Genomic DNA, 15062 nt, shown 5'->3' on the forward strand with positions numbered 1-15062 from the left:
CATGCCGGGCGGGTTTATGTCCGGGTGGGTCTGAAGTGGTGGTTGCGGCGGGGTGTTTGGCGGGGGTCGAGGTGGGGTGGTGGTTTGAACCATGCGGTGCCGTTGTCCAGGGTGATGGTCCAGTGTTCTTTGTGGATGACGTGGTGGTGGCTGCAGAGCAGGGTGCCGTTGTCGGTGCTCGTGGTGCCGCCCTGTGACCAGTAGGTGATGTGGTGGGCTTCGCACCAGGGTGCGGGGATGGTGCAGTCGGGGAAGGCGCAGCCTTGGTCGCGGGCGATGATGGCTTTGCGGATGTGGGGCGGGAAGATGCGGGTGGTGCGGCCGATGTCCAGGACGCGGCTGTCGCTGCCGAGCAGGACGGGGATGGTGTCCGCGTCGCAGGCGATCTTGCGGATGATGGCGGGGTGGATGGGGCCCTGGAACGTGGACGCGCCGCTGCTGGGGCGCGGGCCGGGGCGGGTGGGCGTTTCGCGGTCGAGGTGTTCGAGGTGGTCGAGGTGGTCGAGGTGTTGGAGGCGGCCGAGGAGGTCTTGGTAGTCGATGGTGACCATGACCTGGGGCCGGAGGCCGCCGTTGGCGGGCAGTTGCCCGGTGGTCAGGGCCGCTGCGCAGGCGCCGGTGAGCCCGTCGAGGAGTTTCTGGGCCCGGGAGCGGCGGTCCAGGGCGGGGTGCGCGCCGGTGTCAGCCGCGCCGTCGCCGTCGGCTGCGTCGGTGTCGGTGGTGTGCTGGAGGCGGGGGTTGGTGGCGGTGTTCATGGCGGTGGCGAGGGTTTCGTATTGTTCGGCGGTGGCGAAGATTTCCAGGTGGTGCAGTCCGTGGCGGGGTTTGCGGATGAACGCTCCCTGGCGGTGGCGGAGTTCTTCCTCGCCGGGTTCGGTTCCGTCCTGGTCGATGGCGTCGACCCAGCGTTTGGCTGTCCGGTGCACGAAGTCGGGATCGCTTTCCAGGGCGGTGCGGGTGAGGGAGTGTTCCATCTGCCGGGCGGTGTCCGGGTCGGCGTGGTGGCGTACCTGCTCCAGGGCCGTGCTGATGATGGTGGCCGAGCGGGAGGGCACGGCTGCGGTGGACAGGGCCGCGGCGAGGAGTTCGTGGCGTGCGGGGAGGTCTTGTCCGGTGAGTCCTGTCTGTGGGAGCACGCCGGAGGCCAGGGCGAGCCGGCGCCGGGCCTCGCCGATGCCGATCCGCAGCCGGGCGCGCAGGAATTCGGCGGCGTTCCGGTAGCCGTCGTCGACCGCGGCCGCTGCCGAGGGGCCGGGCGCGGACCCCGGCGCATCCGGCGCGGTTGCCGGGTCTGACTGACCTCCCGCGTCCGCTGCTGCGGTTCCCGTATCGGCTGCGGCGGGTTCGGTCCAGCCGGTCCGCCAGCCCGGCGCCGCGGACGGCTGCCGGGAGGCCTGGGCTTCGCTGCGGGTCCGTTCCACGGCGTGGGCCGCGACGAGCTGCAGGAACTCGACCGTCCGGGCGATCTCTTCGACCGTGCCGGCGAAATCCGCCGCATCAAGGAAACCGAACGAGCGGGCGTCGGCGACGGCGGTTGAGCGCAGCGCATCCATCGCCGCGACCGCCAGATCAAGGCCACCCGCGGCGGACGGCACGGCGGCCGGGTTTCGGACCTGGGAAGGGTTTTGGAACTGGGCCGGGTTTTGGAGCTGGGCCGGGTTTTGGAACTGGGAAGGGTTTTGGAACTGCGCTGCGAATTGGGAATGCGCATGCCGGGCGGGGACGGGCTTCAGCCGGCGGGACAGGCGTCCCGGCGACGGGATCCCGCCGTCGGGCGCGGCCGCCCGAGGTGCGACGAGTTGACCGATGCCTTCCATGAATAAACCCTGTCACGGGGGTCGGACATTTTTACCTCCCGCACCGGCGTTCGGGGTCGCGACAAGCGAAACAAGGAAAACACGTCCCAAGAATCAGGTGCTGAGCTCCCAATGAACCCGGATCGCCTCGGCGATCGGGCCGGCGCTGCACTCACAATTGCAGAAGACAGATTCCCGCGCCGTCAATCCGCCCACCAACTTGCTGCCGTCAATGCACCTGAAGTATCCGCGACACGCGGGACCAATATCACCCGGTGCGCGACGCCCGCCGGTGCCGGCGCGACCGCGTGGCCGAGGCTGGTAATCAAGTACGACGGTCACAGCGCGGGGGACTAGTATTGAAGTTACTTGGTCAATGTGACCTGGAAATCCGGTGCGCGCTGTGTGTGGCCCCCGTCCGCCTGCGCCCCGGCCAAGGTCTTCTATCTACCCATAGGGGTTTTTGTGTCTACACCTGATGTAAGCAACGAAGCCGGTTCGTCCGCAGCCAGCGTTACGGGCAGCAGCCGCGTCAAGCGCGGCATGGCCGAGATGCTCAAGGGCGGCGTCATCATGGACGTCGTCAACGTCGAGCAGGCCCGCATCGCCGAAGATGCCGGTGCCGTGGCCGTCATGGCGCTCGAGCGCGTTCCCGCCGACATCCGCGCCCAAGGCGGCGTGTCCCGCATGTCGGACCCGGACATGATCGACCAGATCATTGCCGCCGTGTCCATCCCCGTCATGGCCAAGGCCCGCATCGGCCACTTCGTCGAGGCACAGGTCCTGCAGTCCCTCGGTGTTGACTACATCGACGAGTCCGAGGTCCTGACCCCGGCCGACTACACCCACCACATCGACAAGTGGAACTTCACCGTTCCCTTCGTCTGCGGTGCCACCAACCTCGGCGAGGCGCTGCGCCGAATCAACGAGGGCGCGGCCATGATCCGCTCCAAGGGCGAAGCCGGCACCGGCGACGTCTCCAACGCCACCACCCACATGCGCCAGATCCGCGCCGAGATCCTCCGCCTCTCCACCCTGCCCGAGGACGAACTCTACGTTGCGGCCAAGGAACTGCAGGCACCGTACGAGCTCGTCAAGGAAATCGCCGCCACCGGCAAGCTCCCCGTCGTGCTGTTCACCGCCGGCGGCATCGCCACCCCGGCCGACGCTGCGATGATGATGCAGCTCGGCGCCGACGGCGTGTTCGTCGGTTCGGGCATCTTCAAGTCCGGCAACCCGGCCCAGCGTGCCGCCGCCGTCGTGAAGGCCACCACCTTCTTCGACGACCCCGACGTCATCGCCAAGGTCTCCCGCGGCCTGGGCGAAGCCATGGTGGGCATCAACGTCGAGGAAATCCCCGAACCCCACCGCCTCGCCGAGCGCGGCTGGTAGGTCTTCGTTAAGGCGACGCGCCAGACGGCGCGGTTTGTTGGCGCCGGACGGCGCTGATCCTCGGCCTGCTATTCCCCGCGACTCGCTGCCGCGGCTGCGCCGCCTACGTGTAACCGCGGCTAAGTACGGCGCCTTGCGTTGGCGGGTCGCACCGTCCCTCGCACCGCTCTCCCGCTAAGTACGACGCCGGTCGGTCACCTTCTTCGGTGACCGGCCGGCGTCGTGCGTTAACCCCAGCAGCTACTCGAGGCCGCGGCGCTTGAGGAGCGGCTCGAGGGAGGCGTCGCGGCCGCGGAGCGTGCGGAATGATTCCAACGGATCGCGGCTGTTGCCAAGGGAGAGCAGCTCCGAACGGAATCGTTCGCCGTTCTCGCGCAGCAGCCCGCCTTTTTCCGTGAACCAGTCCACCGTTTCCGCGTCCAGCACTTCACTCCAGATGTACGAGTAGTACCCGGCGGCGTAGAAGTCCCCGGCGAAGATGTGCTGGAAGTACCCCGTGCGGTACCGGGGCGGAATGAGGGAGTGCGCCACGCCTGCAGCAGCCAATGCCTTGGCTTCGAAGTCCAGCGCGTCCTGAGGAACGCCGTCGACGTCCAGCACGTGCCAGGCCAGGTCCAAAAGGGCGGCGCCGAGGTATTCCGTCGTGGCGAAGCCTTCGCCCCAAAGCTTGGACTCGTTGAGGCGGTCGATGATGTCCTGGGGAAGCGCTTCGCCAGTCGCGTGATGCCGGGCGTAGTTACCGATAATCTCGGGCCACATGATCCACATCTCGTTGACCTGCGACGGATACTCCACGAAGTCCCGGGGGACCGAGGTGCCGGAAAACCGGGGATACATGACGTTGGAGAAGAGTCCGTGCAAGGCATGGCCGAACTCGTGGAACGTGGTCCGGACCTCGTCCAGGGTAAGCAGGGTGGGTTCTCCGGCCGGCGGTTTGGAGATGTTCAGGTTGTTGATCACCACCGGCTTGTTACCCAGGAGTGCTGATTGTTCGACGAGCGAGTTCATCCAGGCGCCGCCGCGCTTTGAGTCCCGCGCGTAGTAGTCGCCCAGGAAGAGACCAAGCTCGGAGCCGTCTCCGTTTCGCACCTCCCAGACGCGGACATCGGGGTGGTACCCCTCAAGGTCATTCCGCACGTGGAAAGTAATACCGAAGAGGCTCGTGGCTGCGAAGAACACGCCGTCCACGAGTACCCGGTCCAATTCGAAATAGGGCCGAAGGAGTTGTTCGTCCACTTCGTAGCGCTCCCGCCGGACCTTCGAGGAGTAGTACGCCCAGTCCCATGCTTCCAATGGGTGCCCTGCGCTCTCCGCCAGGGCAGCCGCTTCTGCGTCGGCGTTGCGGATGGCGGCCGGAGCAAGTCGGTTGAGCATCGCTTGCACGGCCGCGAAATCGGGGGCGGTCTGGCGGTCCATGACCATTTCGGCGTAGTTGCCGAACCCGAGGAGTGTCGCCTTCTCGGCCCGCAAACGCACCATCGCCTTCACCAGTTCCTGGACGTCCAGGCTGCCGCCGTCGCTTCCCCTCGCAACGGACGCCTCAAACAGGCGACGGCGGAGCTCGCGGTTCTGCAAAGAAGCCAAAGCAGGCTGGTTGCTCGGCTGTATGAGGGTCAGGAGGTATTTTCCCTCGTGCCCGGCAGTGCGTGCGGCCTCCGCAGCACTGGCGATGTCGTCCGCCGGCAGGCCGGCAAGTTCTGTGGCGTCATCCACCACCAGGGCGGCCGCCTTCATGGCTTCCTTGACCCGTTGCCCGTACTCCGTTCCCAATCGGGAGAGTTCCGCGTTGAGGCTCTTGAGTTTTTCCTGGTCAGCCGGGTCGAGCTGGATCCCCGACTGGCGGAATTCGCGGAGGTACTCCTGCACCAGGCGGGTGGCTTCGTCATCAAGTCCTGAAGTGTCTATGGCCGCGAATCGCCCGTACAGTCCGTGGTTGAGGTAGACCGTGTCCTGATGGCTCGCGAACCGGGGAGACAGCTCGGTTTCGAGTTCGCGGATGGCCTCCGAGGCGTCGGCGGAAACCAATGTGAAGAAGGCCGCCGCTGCCCGCTCCAGCAGGCGGCCGGAGCGTTCCATCGCGACCGCCGTGTTTTCGAAGGATGCGGGCTCCGGGTTGTCGACGATGGACTGGATCTCGGCCAGGTGCTCAACGAGGCCCGCATCAACGGCTTCGGCGAAGTGGCTGTCCTGGATTGTTGCGAAGGGCGGCAAGCCGAAGGGAAGGGTACTCGGCTCCAAGAGGGGGTTCGTCATGAAGCAACCCTTTCATGCAGGGGCCCCACCCACAACGGTTTTCCCCGTGTTAGCGCGGCCGCCGCGCTGCGTGTTCGCGCGCGAGGCGGGCAAAGTCGTCGTCGGGCGTTCCGGGGACGAAAGTACCGTACTTGCGTTCGACGGCGGTCCGGATCAGGAAATCGGCGATGGCCGGATTCTTGGGCAACAGGGAACCGTGCAAGTAGCTGGCAACCACATTCCGGTGCCTGGCGCCTTCGTGGTTGTCTTTGCTGTTGTTGCCGGCGCCCTTGGACACGGTGCCGAGCGGCTCGACGCCGGCACCCAGGGAGGTCTGTCCGCTGTGGTTTTCGTAGCCCATGATTTCCCCGAACTCGGGTGAAGTGAGCGTGACGTTTCCGATGAGGCGTTCGTCCGTACCGATGGTCTCGACGTCAAGGATGCCGATACCGGGGATAACAGGTCCGCTCTTCGTCTTGAAGAACTTGCCGAAAAGCTGGTAGAGCCCGCAAATGACCAGCATGGGCGTTCCGTCCTCGGCCATCCCGCGCAGTTGCTCGCCGCGTGACTGGAGATCGTCCTGGATGACTACCTGGCCGCTGTCCTGGCCGCCACCGCCGACAATGAGATCGACATCTTCGGGGAAGTCGTCGCCCACATTGTATTCAAGGAGTTCGGGCGTGTAACCGTGCCAGAGCAGGCGCTGCCGCAAGACGAGTGCGTTGCCCCAGTCCCCGTAGATGTTCATGTCCCGGGGGTACAGCTGCAGGACCCGGATGGTGCCCTTGCTAGTGTGAGCGGTACCTTCGGCCGGGGTCATGAGACCACCTCTACTGTGGTGATTTTGGAGAGTTCGCGCCGGATGGCCAACATCGCGGTGTACGTGCAGAATACGCGTTTCGGTTTGCCGGCCGAACCCCGGATGAATTCGGCCAAGGCCGCAGTGATGTCGGTGTCCACTGAGCCGAAGTGGACCTCGTCGTACTGGAGGCGCAGTGCCATGTCATAGGCACGGACGCCGGTGACGACCTCGACACCGTCCTCGCGCAGGGAGTCGAATTCAACGTCCCAAAGCCACGACATGTCCCGGCCGTCGGCATAGTTGTCATTGATGGCGATCATGGACGCGTAGCCCTTCGCCGGGAAAGACTTCAGGCCCAGGCGGAAACCGCTCGGGTTCTTCACGAGGACCAACTCAAAAGGCTGGCCGTCCACCGTCAGGCTCTCCCCGCGGCCAAACGCCGGAGCCACTTCGGAGAGCGCCTTGACCAGCTTGGCGGAGTCGCCGGGCCGCCCGCTTGCCCCGGTGATGCTCCTGGCGAGGACCAACGCGGCCGCGGCATTGAAGATGTTGTAGACGCCGCGGAGTTTCATGTGCGTGGACACAAGGGTTCCGTCGAACTCGAAGTCGGCGTCGTCGGTACCGACCCGGCGGAGCACGACGTCGGCCGCCGGGGATGCGGGGACCTCACCGCGGGGGCTGGTTTCCGGAGCCGCGGCCCGCATGTCGTCGTCGTTCGGGAAGGTGCTGCGGAGCGATTCGTCCAATCCGAAGTAGAGCACCTCGGGGCCGCTCACGGCTCCGGCAATACGGGCGACCCGGGGATCCTCGCGGTTCAGGACCACGGTCCCGGTGGTTCGCTCGGCGATGCGCTGGAGGAGTAGCGCCGTGGTGTCGATTTCGCCGAAACGGTCCAGTTGGTCGCGCAGGACGTTGAGGAGAAGGCAATAGCGCGGCGGCACCTTGTTCACGAAATGCACGGCGTGTGCCTCGTCGAGTTCCAACACCGCGACGTCGGCGTCCAACCTGCCGCGCCAGTCCACCTCACCCAGGAGAGCGGCCGCAACGCCACGGGTGAAGTTGCTGCCCGTCCGGTTGGTGAAGACCTTCAAGCCCTGGCTTTCCAGGAGCTCCACCACCATTTTTGTGGTGGTCGTCTTGCCGTTGGTTCCGCTCACCACCGCCACACCGTGGGGGAGCGAGGACAGCGTCCTCTGCATGAAGCCGGGGTCGATCTTCTCGACCACGAGGCCGGGCAAAGCCGAACCCCCGCCGCGCAGCCGGGACACAGCACGGACCAGCTTGCCGAGTGGAACGGTGAACGAAAACATGCTCTGTAATATATCCCAGTTGGTGCATAAACCACGTGCCGTAAAGCCGCGATCGGGTTGCCGGCGCAAGCCCGGCAGTGGCAGCGCATTATGATGGTCGAATGACCAATCCCCCTTCCGAGGCGTCATCAAGCGTGGGCGCTGGCCTGCGCATCGGCGTCCTCGCACTACAAGGCGATTTTCGTGAGCACATCCACGCCGTCGAAGCGGCCGGTGCCACCGGCGTCGGCATCCGGCGTCCGGCGGAGCTCGACGACATTGACGGCCTCATCATTCCCGGCGGCGAGTCGACTACCATCGACAAGCTGGCGCGGATCTTCGAACTCGCCGATCCCATCCGCAAGCAGATCGCGTCCGGGCTGCCGGTGTATGGATCCTGCGCCGGCATGATCCTGCTGGCGGACGACATCGCCGATCCCGCCACGGACCTCGCCGGAAATCCGCAGCAGACTTTCGGTGGATTGGACATCACGGTCCGTCGCAATGCCTTCGGCCGGCAGCGCGAGTCCTTCGAAACCGATCTTGACTTCAAAGGCCTCGAGTTCAGCGCAGGCGAGTCCGGCGTCGACCCCGTCCACGCCGTCTTCATCCGCGGACCGTGGGTGGAACGGGTCGGACCCGGCGTCGAAATCCTTGCGCAGGTGGAACCGGGCAAAGCGACCCACACGGACACTTTGCACGGGTTGGCTAGAATTGTTGCAGTGCGCTCAGGTCGGTTGCTGGCCACCTCCTTCCACCCGGAAGTGACTGGGGAGAAGCGCGTGCATGAATTGTTTATTCGAATGATCAGAGGGGAAGTTTAAAGCATGTCAGGCCACTCCAAATGGGCGACGACCAAGCACAAGAAGGCCATCCTCGATAGCCGCCGGGCCAAGTCGTTCGCCAAACTGATCAAGAACATCGAAGTCGCGGCCCGCATGGGCGGACCGGACCTTGCCGGCAACCCGAGCCTCGAACTGGCTGTGACCAAAGCCAAGAAGACCTCGGTCCCCGCCGACAACATCGACCGCGCCATCAAGCGCGGAGCCGGCCTCACCGGCGAAGTGGTCGACTACACGGAGATCATGTACGAGGCTCGCGGCCCGCAGGGTTCCGCCCTCCTGATCGAGTGCCTCACGGACAACAAGAACCGTGCCGCCTCCGAGGTCCGCCTGGCGATTTCCCGCAACGGCGGCACTATCGCCGATCCCGGCTCCGTGAGCTACCTCTTCACCCGCAAGGGCGTCGTCAACCTGCCCAAGAACGGGCTCAGCGAAGACGACATCCTGATGGCAGTGCTCGACGCCGGCGCAGAAGAAGTCAAGGACAATGGCGACAACTGGGAGATCCACTCGGAACCCACCGATCTCCCGGCAATCCGCGAAGCCCTCACGGAGGCCGGCATCGAATACGACACGGACGAAGCTGAATTCGTCCCGTCCATGCAGGTGCCGCTGGACCTTGACGGTGCCAAGAAGTTCATGAAGCTCGTCGACGCCCTCGAGGATCTCGACGACGTCCAGAACGTTTATACCAACGCGGACATGAGCGAGGAAGTCCAGGCTGCGCTCGAAGCCGAGTAGCGCCCGCTTGCCACACAGCTTCACAACAAACAGGGAGGCCCGGACTTGACTCTTCGCGTATTGGGAGTCGATCCGGGCCTCACCCGTTGCGGCATCGGAGTGGTCGACGTCGAACGGAACCGCCGCGCCACGATGGTGGCTGTCTGCGTCGTGGGAACCTCCCCGGAGCAATCATTGGACCAGCGACTGCTGGTCATAGCCAAGGCCATCGATGAATGGCTGGACCTCTATAAACCCGACGTTCTCGCGGTCGAACGGGTCTTCTCCCAGTTGAACGTCAGTACGGTCATGGGCGTTGCCCAGGCATCCGGCGTCGTCATCGCGGCCGCCGCGCGGCGGGGCATCCCGGTGGCGCTCCACACGCCGTCGGAGGTCAAAGCCGCCGTGACGGGAAGCGGCACCTCCAACAAGGAAGCGGTGACGAAACTCATCACCAAGATCCTTCGTCTTGACGCCCCGCCCCGCCCGGCCGACGCCGCGGACGCGTTGGCCCTCGCTGTCACCCACGCGTGGCGGGCCGGCAGCGGTGCCGCAGTTGCCACCACCGGACCGGGGAGCAGCGCATTGACGCCCGCCCAGCGAGCCTGGGCTGAAGCCGAAGCGAAAGCGCGCCGCGCCCGGTAATTGTCGGTGGCCCTTGCTAGGGTATTCGTAGATATGTTCGGATAGCCCGCGGCGCAGCATGCGCGGGGCAGTACTTCAGGAGCCGGGTCTTGATCAGTTTTCTCCGCGGAACCGTGGCACACGTCAGTCTCTCCACGGCCGTCATCGATCTCAACGGCGCCGGTATGAGCGTCTACGCCACGCCCCAAACCCTCAGCCACCTGCACGTCGGCGACGAAGCGAAGCTGTTCACTTCGTTGATCGTCCGGGAGGACTCCCTGACGCTCTTTGGTTTCTCGAACGACGACGAACGCGAAGTTTTCGATGTCCTGCTCAGTGTGAGCGGGGTGGGGCCGCGCCTCGCCCTTGCAGTCCTGGCCGTCCACGAGCCCGAGGCGATCCGGGTGGCCGCGCATTCCGGTGATGCCAAGTCATTCACCAAGGTCCCCGGTATCGGCCCGAAAGTGGCCGGCAGGATCGTCCTGGAACTGGCGGGCAAACTCGTTCCCCACGGCACCGCGCCCGGGGCCGCCCCCGCCGTCGCGGCCGAGTCTGTCTGGAAGCCGCAGGTGGTCGCCGCGATGACGAGCCTGGGCTGGTCGGAGAAGGACGCTGCCGGCAGCATCGACAAGGCAATGGCCGATTCCCCGGAACTTGCCGACGCCGGCAACGTCGCCCAGATCCTGCGCGCAACCCTTCGCTGGCTCGGGCAGGACGGCGCCCGCGCCGGAAACCGGGTAGGCAGCCGTGGCTGAGCAGTCCCTCGTTACCGGGGGGGAGGAACCCGAAGAGCGCATCATCGAAGCCGCACTTCGCCCGAAGAACCTCCACGACTTCGTAGGCCAGCACCGTGTCCGAAAGCAACTCTCGCTCGTGCTGGAAGCCTCGAGGATGCGCGGCCGCAGCGCGGACCACGTCCTGCTTTCGGGCCCTCCTGGGCTCGGCAAGACCACTCTCTCCATGATTATCGCCGCCGAGATGAACGCTCCCTTGCGCATTAGCAGCGGGCCGGCCATCCAGCACGCCGGAGACCTTGCGGCCATCCTCTCCTCGCTTTCTGAAGGCGAAGTGCTCTTCCTCGACGAAATCCACCGGATGTCCCGGCCCGCAGAGGAAATGCTGTACATGGCCATGGAAGACTTCCGGGTGGACATCGTGGTGGGCAAGGGCGCAGGCGCCACTGCCATTCCGCTTGAGCTGCCGCCCTTCACCCTCGTGGGCGCCACCACGCGGGCCGGCCTGCTGCCTGGACCGCTGCGTGACCGCTTTGGTTTTACCGGGCACCTGGAGTTCTACTCAGTGGCGGAGCTGGAACTGGTACTGCGCCGCTCGGCCGGACTGCTTGACCTGAAGGTCAACTCGGCAGGCTTCAGCGAGATCGCGGGCCGTTCCCGCGGAACCCCGCGTATCGCCAACCGGCTGCTTCGCCGTGTCCGGGACTGGGCTTTGGTACACGGCATCGAACAAATCGATGCCCGTGCCGCCTCCGCTGCGTTGGACATGTACGAGGTGGACCAGCGTGGCTTGGATCGCCTGGACCGTGCTGTGCTGGAAGCCCTGATCCTCAAGTTCAACGGCGGTCCCGTAGGGCTCTCCACCCTCGCTATCGCCGTGGGGGAGGAACCGGAGACCGTCGAAACGGTCGCTGAGCCGTACCTGGTGCGCGAAGGCCTCTTGGGACGGACGCCGCGCGGCAGGATTGCCATGGCGTCAGCCTGGACGCACCTCGGATACGCCGTGCCGCCAGGAGTGTTCGGGCAGGACCCGCTGGCGTTGTTCGAGGATAGCGAAAACGGGGCGGAAAGCATCGACACCGGCCGTTAGCACGATCCATTCAGCTTAACCCTCTAGACTGGTATGACACTCGGCACGTTCGAGTCCTTGGTTCTGTGCCCGCCCGTCGGAGCATTGTGCGGCCAAGTGGGCGAAAGCTCCACGGCCGCCGGATCCACCGGGCAGACATGGCCGTGAAACCAAAAACGTAAGTAAAGAACGGAACTTCCCTGTGGATCCAATGACAATCCTGCTGTTCGCCATGCTCGGCGTCTTCATCTTCATGATGTTCCGCCGCAACAAGAAGACGCAGCAACAGCAGGCCAAGCTGCAGTCCCAGTTTGCCCCCGGCGTTGACGTCATGACCAGTTTCGGACTGTTCGGCCGAATCGTCTCGATGGACGACGCCGAGAACAAGGTTGTCCTGGAACTGTCCCCGGGCAACCTCGCCACGGTGCACCGCCAGGCCGTCACCAAGATCGTTGAGCCCGCCGAGGAGGCCGCAGTTGACGTTCCGGACGACGCGTCATCGCTGACGGCCGCGGATGCCGATGCATCTGCATCCGCGGAGACCCCGGACGAGACCCTCAAGCGCCTCAACGACGAGGGCAAGAAGGACAACTAGCCCGTACCCGCTCTACAAGCGGGAATAGTTCTACGGCAATGAATCGCCGCCGGCCTGCGCTCACCCGTGCACGTCGGCGGCTGTTCCGTCATCAACAGGAAGATCGAACATGGCACGAACCGGCCACAAAAATGCAGCCCGCAGGGTGCTGATCTGGCTTGTCGCAATATTCGCTGTACTGACAGCAGTCCTCGGTGGCGGCGTCATCACTGGTCACGCCAGCTGGGCCCCAAAGCTCGCGCTTGACCTCGAGGGCGGCACGCAAATGATTCTCGCGCCCAAGGTCGAAGGATCAACCGGCATCAACGAAGAACAGTTGAACCAGGCCGTCGCGATTATCCGCCAACGCGTTGACAGCTCCGGTGTCGCCGAAGCGGAAATCACCACGCAGTCCGGCCGTAACGTCGTGGTAAGCCTTCCCGGTACGCCAAGTTCGGAAACCCGTGCCCTGATCCAGGCATCTGCCGACATGAACTTCCGCCCAGTGATCACCACCGGTGACCCTGCGGCCGTTCCGGTCGCATCCCGCACGCCGGACGCGAGCCTGCCCAAGCCCACCGCTGCGCCGACCAACGCCAGCGACAGCAACTGGGTCACAGCCGACGTCTACAAGGCCTTCGAAGCCTTGGACTGCGTCAACCCGGCCCAGGATAAGCAGCCGCGGTCGGATCCCGCCAAGCCGCTGGTGACCTGCGAGCCGGCAACGGCCAAGACTCCTGCCGTCAAGTACATCCTTGGCCCGGTCGAAGTGAAGGGCCAGGACATCGTGTCGTCCTCCTTCGATCCCGTCCAGGGCGCGCAGGGCTCGGTCACCAATGCGTGGGGCGTGACCATCACGTTCGATGCCAACGCCACCAAGACTTTCAAGGACGTTACGCAGAGGCTCAACCAGTTCTACGTGGCATCGCAGGCGCAGGGCGGCAACGACCCCAAGGCGCAGTTCGCCATCGTCCTGGATGACCAGGTTATTTCCGCGCCGCGTGCCCTCGCAGTCATTACCGATGGCAAGCCGCAGATCACGGGTAACTTCACGCAGGCCTCGGCACAGGCGTTGTCGGACCAGCTTCGCTACGGCGCTTTGCCCATCAGCTTCGATATCCAGTCCGAGGAACAGATTTCCGCCACCCTCGGTGGCGAGCAGCTTCGTCTTGGCCTGATGGCCGGTGTGATCGGGCTCCTGCTCGTGGTGGTCTATTCGCTCTTCCAGTACCGGGCCTTGGGCTTTGTCACCATCCTCTCGCTCGTTGTGGCCGGTGGACTGACATACCTAGCCATCGCGATCCTCGGCTGGACTGAAAACTACCGGCTGTCCCTTGCCGGTGTGGCAGGTCTTATCGTGGCCATTGGCCAGACAGCCGACTCCTTCATCGTGTACTTCGAACGCATCCGTGACGAACTTCGTGAGGGCAAGGGCCTCGTGTCCGCCGTCGCTAACGGTTGGAAGCGCGCCAAGCGCACGGTCCTCGCGTCCAAGGCCGTCAACCTGCTCGCGGCCTTGGTGCTGTACTTCGTCGCTGTTGGAAACGTCCGCGGCTTCGCCTTCACCCTTGGCCTCACCGCGCTGGCAGACCTCCTGGTCGTGTTCATGTTCACGCACCCCACGCTCCAGGTGCTGGCCCGGACCAAGTTCTTCGGCGAGGGGCACCGCTTCTCCGGCCTCGACCCTGAGCGACTGGGCGCCGTGCCGCTGTACCGCGGTGCCGGCCGGCTCCGCACGCCAACGGAGAAGCCCGCCGTCGTGCGCGCCCGCAACACCGGTGCTGCCGCTGAAGCCGAGCGCCGCATGACCATCGCCGAACGCCGGCTTGCCGAGAAGCAGGCCCAGTTGACTGGTTCTTCCAACGGCACCAAGGAGGAGAAGTAATGACCACGAGCTTCGCAAAGTTCGGCAACGAGCTCTACACGGGCAAGCGTTCTTACAACTTCGTTTCCAGCAAGAAGATCTGGTTCATCATCGCCGCAGTAGCGGTGGCGATCTCCATCCTCCTGCCGGTGGTCAAGGGCGGGTACAACCTCGGAATCGACTTCCGGGGCGGCTCCGAGTTCACGGTGTCCAACGTGAAGACCACCGAATCCGCCCCGGGCGAGAAGGCAGTCCACGACGTCGTTGCTGGTGCCGTTCCGCGCGTCGCCAACGTCGCTGGTAGCACTATGCGCATCCAGACCGACAAACTCAGCGATGACCAGACCATCAAGATCAAGACGGATCTCGCGAAGGCCTACGGCGTGACCGAAAACCAGGTCACCTCGACCTTCATCGGCCCCACCTGGGGGCAGGATGTCACCAAGCAGGCCCTGATCGGCCTCGCGGTGTTCGTTGGGCTGGCCGCTCTTTTGATGGCGTTGTACTTCCGCACCTGGAAGATGTCGGTTTCTGCCCTTGCCGGCATGCTGGTCACGATGTTCACTACGGCCGGTGTCTACTCCTTGAGCGATTTCGAGGTGACACCGTCGGCCATCATCGGCTTCCTGACGGTCCTCAGCTACTCCCTGTACGACACCGTGGTGGTTTTCGACAAGATCCGTGAAAACACCTCGGACATCGCGACCTCCAGCCGGCGCACTTTCGCCGAAGAGGTCAACCTTGCCGTCAACCAAACCCTGGTGCGCTCCATCAACACCATGATGGTGGCAGTATTGCCGGTCGCCGCGATTCTGTTCATCGGCGCCGGACTGTTGGGCGCCGGCACGCTCCGCGACCTGTCCCTCGCCTTGTTCGTCGGCATCCTGATCGGTACGGCGGCGACGATCTTCATCGCGGCTCCGCTCTACGCGTGGCTGCGCCAGAGCGAACCCGAGCTGCAGAAGCAGGCCAAGAAGGTGGCGACCCGGCGCGCGGCAGCCATCAGCGCGAACTCGGAAGCAGCGGCCGTTTAGCCTCGTTTCCCCTTGAAGGGCCGGTCACCGCCGAAAAGTGGTGACCGGCCCTTTTGCGTTCCCGGCTCCGTCATCTGGGTACCGGTTCTT

13 protein-coding genes are annotated in these 15062 nt (G+C 64.8%); 9 read left to right on the forward strand and 4 right to left on the reverse strand.

Translation table 11 applies throughout. The features are described from left to right. Positions 1-14: 14 nt before the first annotated feature. Positions 15-1817 (reverse strand): HNH endonuclease signature motif containing protein, encoded by a 1803-nt coding sequence (locus VLA65_RS07735; RefSeq protein WP_332602166.1) that lies wholly within the window; start codon positions 1815-1817, stop codon positions 15-17. A gap of 444 nt (positions 1818-2261) precedes the next feature. Here VLA65_RS07735 and pdxS point away from each other — a divergent pair, with 444 nt between their 5' ends. After that, positions 2262-3188, forward strand: coding sequence for a pyridoxal 5'-phosphate synthase lyase subunit PdxS (gene pdxS / locus VLA65_RS07740; protein WP_306959754.1), 927 nt, complete (start codon positions 2262-2264; stop codon positions 3186-3188). A 240-nt stretch (positions 3189-3428) separates the two neighbouring features. Here the strand turns inward: pdxS and VLA65_RS07745 are convergent, their stop codons facing one another. Genes VLA65_RS07745 through VLA65_RS07755 form a run of 3 tightly spaced genes read right to left on the reverse strand, consistent with a single transcriptional unit; the run spans position 3429 to position 7532 of the window. Further along, positions 3429-5441 carry a M3 family metallopeptidase gene (locus VLA65_RS07745; RefSeq protein ID WP_332602167.1) on the reverse strand — a complete coding sequence of 671 codons (2013 nt, stop codon included), beginning with the start codon at positions 5439-5441 and terminating at the stop codon, positions 3429-3431. 49 nt (positions 5442-5490) lie between these two features. Further along, on the reverse strand, positions 5491-6240 hold the full coding sequence (locus VLA65_RS07750) for a type 1 glutamine amidotransferase (protein ID WP_284989256.1): 750 nt from the start codon (positions 6238-6240) through the stop codon (positions 5491-5493). Further along, positions 6237-7532 (reverse strand): Mur ligase family protein, encoded by a 1296-nt coding sequence (locus VLA65_RS07755; protein ID WP_332602168.1) that lies wholly within the window; start codon positions 7530-7532, stop codon positions 6237-6239. The genes VLA65_RS07750 and VLA65_RS07755 overlap by 4 nt, the downstream gene beginning before the upstream one ends. 101 nt (positions 7533-7633) lie before the next feature. On the opposite strand from VLA65_RS07755, the gene pdxT reads away from it, so the two are divergent. The 8 genes from pdxT (at position 7634) to secF (ending at position 14972) form a co-directional block, all read left to right on the forward strand. Further along, positions 7634-8335: a pyridoxal 5'-phosphate synthase glutaminase subunit PdxT gene (gene pdxT, locus VLA65_RS07760; RefSeq protein ID WP_059390283.1), complete on the forward strand. Its 702-nt coding sequence runs from the start codon at positions 7634-7636 to the stop codon at positions 8333-8335. Positions 8336-8338: 3 nt separating this feature from the next. Beyond that, complete coding sequence (locus tag VLA65_RS07765) at positions 8339-9094, forward strand: YebC/PmpR family DNA-binding transcriptional regulator (RefSeq protein ID WP_307053979.1); 756 nt, start codon at positions 8339-8341, stop codon at positions 9092-9094. A gap of 45 nt (positions 9095-9139) precedes the next feature. Beyond that, positions 9140-9718: a crossover junction endodeoxyribonuclease RuvC gene (ruvC, locus tag VLA65_RS07770; RefSeq protein ID WP_078108969.1), complete on the forward strand. Its 579-nt coding sequence runs from the start codon at positions 9140-9142 to the stop codon at positions 9716-9718. An 89-nt stretch (positions 9719-9807) separates the two neighbouring features. Further along, positions 9808-10452 carry a Holliday junction branch migration protein RuvA gene (ruvA, locus tag VLA65_RS07775; RefSeq protein ID WP_332602169.1) on the forward strand — a complete coding sequence of 215 codons (645 nt, stop codon included), beginning with the start codon at positions 9808-9810 and terminating at the stop codon, positions 10450-10452. After that, positions 10445-11521 (forward strand): Holliday junction branch migration DNA helicase RuvB, encoded by a 1077-nt coding sequence (gene ruvB / locus VLA65_RS07780; RefSeq protein ID WP_284989259.1) that lies wholly within the window; start codon positions 10445-10447, stop codon positions 11519-11521. Before ruvA ends, ruvB begins: the two co-directional genes overlap by 8 nt. 190 nt (positions 11522-11711) lie before the next feature. After that, positions 11712-12095, forward strand: coding sequence for a preprotein translocase subunit YajC (gene yajC, locus VLA65_RS07785; protein WP_059389206.1), 384 nt, complete (start codon positions 11712-11714; stop codon positions 12093-12095). Between the two features lie 109 nt (positions 12096-12204). After that, positions 12205-13959 (forward strand): protein translocase subunit SecD, encoded by a 1755-nt coding sequence (gene secD / locus VLA65_RS07790; protein WP_284989260.1) that lies wholly within the window; start codon positions 12205-12207, stop codon positions 13957-13959. Further along, positions 13959-14972, forward strand: a complete 1014-nt coding sequence (gene secF / locus VLA65_RS07795) for a protein translocase subunit SecF (RefSeq protein WP_332602170.1) — start codon at positions 13959-13961, stop codon at positions 14970-14972. Before secD ends, secF begins: the two co-directional genes overlap by 1 nt. The last annotated feature ends 90 nt before the right edge of the window (positions 14973-15062 follow it).

The sequence above is a fragment of the Arthrobacter sp. S2(2024) genome (assembly GCF_036662515.1).
Taxonomy (GTDB): Bacteria; Actinomycetota; Actinomycetes; order Actinomycetales; family Micrococcaceae; genus Arthrobacter.

What these genes read in the sequence shown, in the direction of transcription:
- VLA65_RS07750 (WP_284989256.1), bottom strand. Translation starts at nt 6,240, where the DNA reads ATGACCCCGGCCGAAGGTACCGCTCACACTAGCAAGGGCACCATCCGG.
- VLA65_RS07745 (WP_332602167.1), bottom strand. Translation starts at nt 5,441, where the DNA reads ATGACGAACCCCCTCTTGGAGCCGAGTACCCTTCCCTTCGGCTTGCCG.
- VLA65_RS07755 (WP_332602168.1), bottom strand. Translation starts at nt 7,532, where the DNA reads ATGTTTTCGTTCACCGTTCCACTCGGCAAGCTGGTCCGTGCTGTGTCC.
- secD (WP_284989260.1), top strand. Translation starts at nt 12,205, where the DNA reads ATGGCACGAACCGGCCACAAAAATGCAGCCCGCAGGGTGCTGATCTGG.
- yajC (WP_059389206.1), top strand. Translation starts at nt 11,712, where the DNA reads ATGACAATCCTGCTGTTCGCCATGCTCGGCGTCTTCATCTTCATGATG.
- VLA65_RS07765 (WP_307053979.1), top strand. Translation starts at nt 8,339, where the DNA reads ATGTCAGGCCACTCCAAATGGGCGACGACCAAGCACAAGAAGGCCATC.
- VLA65_RS07735 (WP_332602166.1), bottom strand. Translation starts at nt 1,817, where the DNA reads ATGGAAGGCATCGGTCAACTCGTCGCACCTCGGGCGGCCGCGCCCGAC.
- secF (WP_332602170.1), top strand. Translation starts at nt 13,959, where the DNA reads ATGACCACGAGCTTCGCAAAGTTCGGCAACGAGCTCTACACGGGCAAG.
- pdxT (WP_059390283.1), top strand. Translation starts at nt 7,634, where the DNA reads ATGACCAATCCCCCTTCCGAGGCGTCATCAAGCGTGGGCGCTGGCCTG.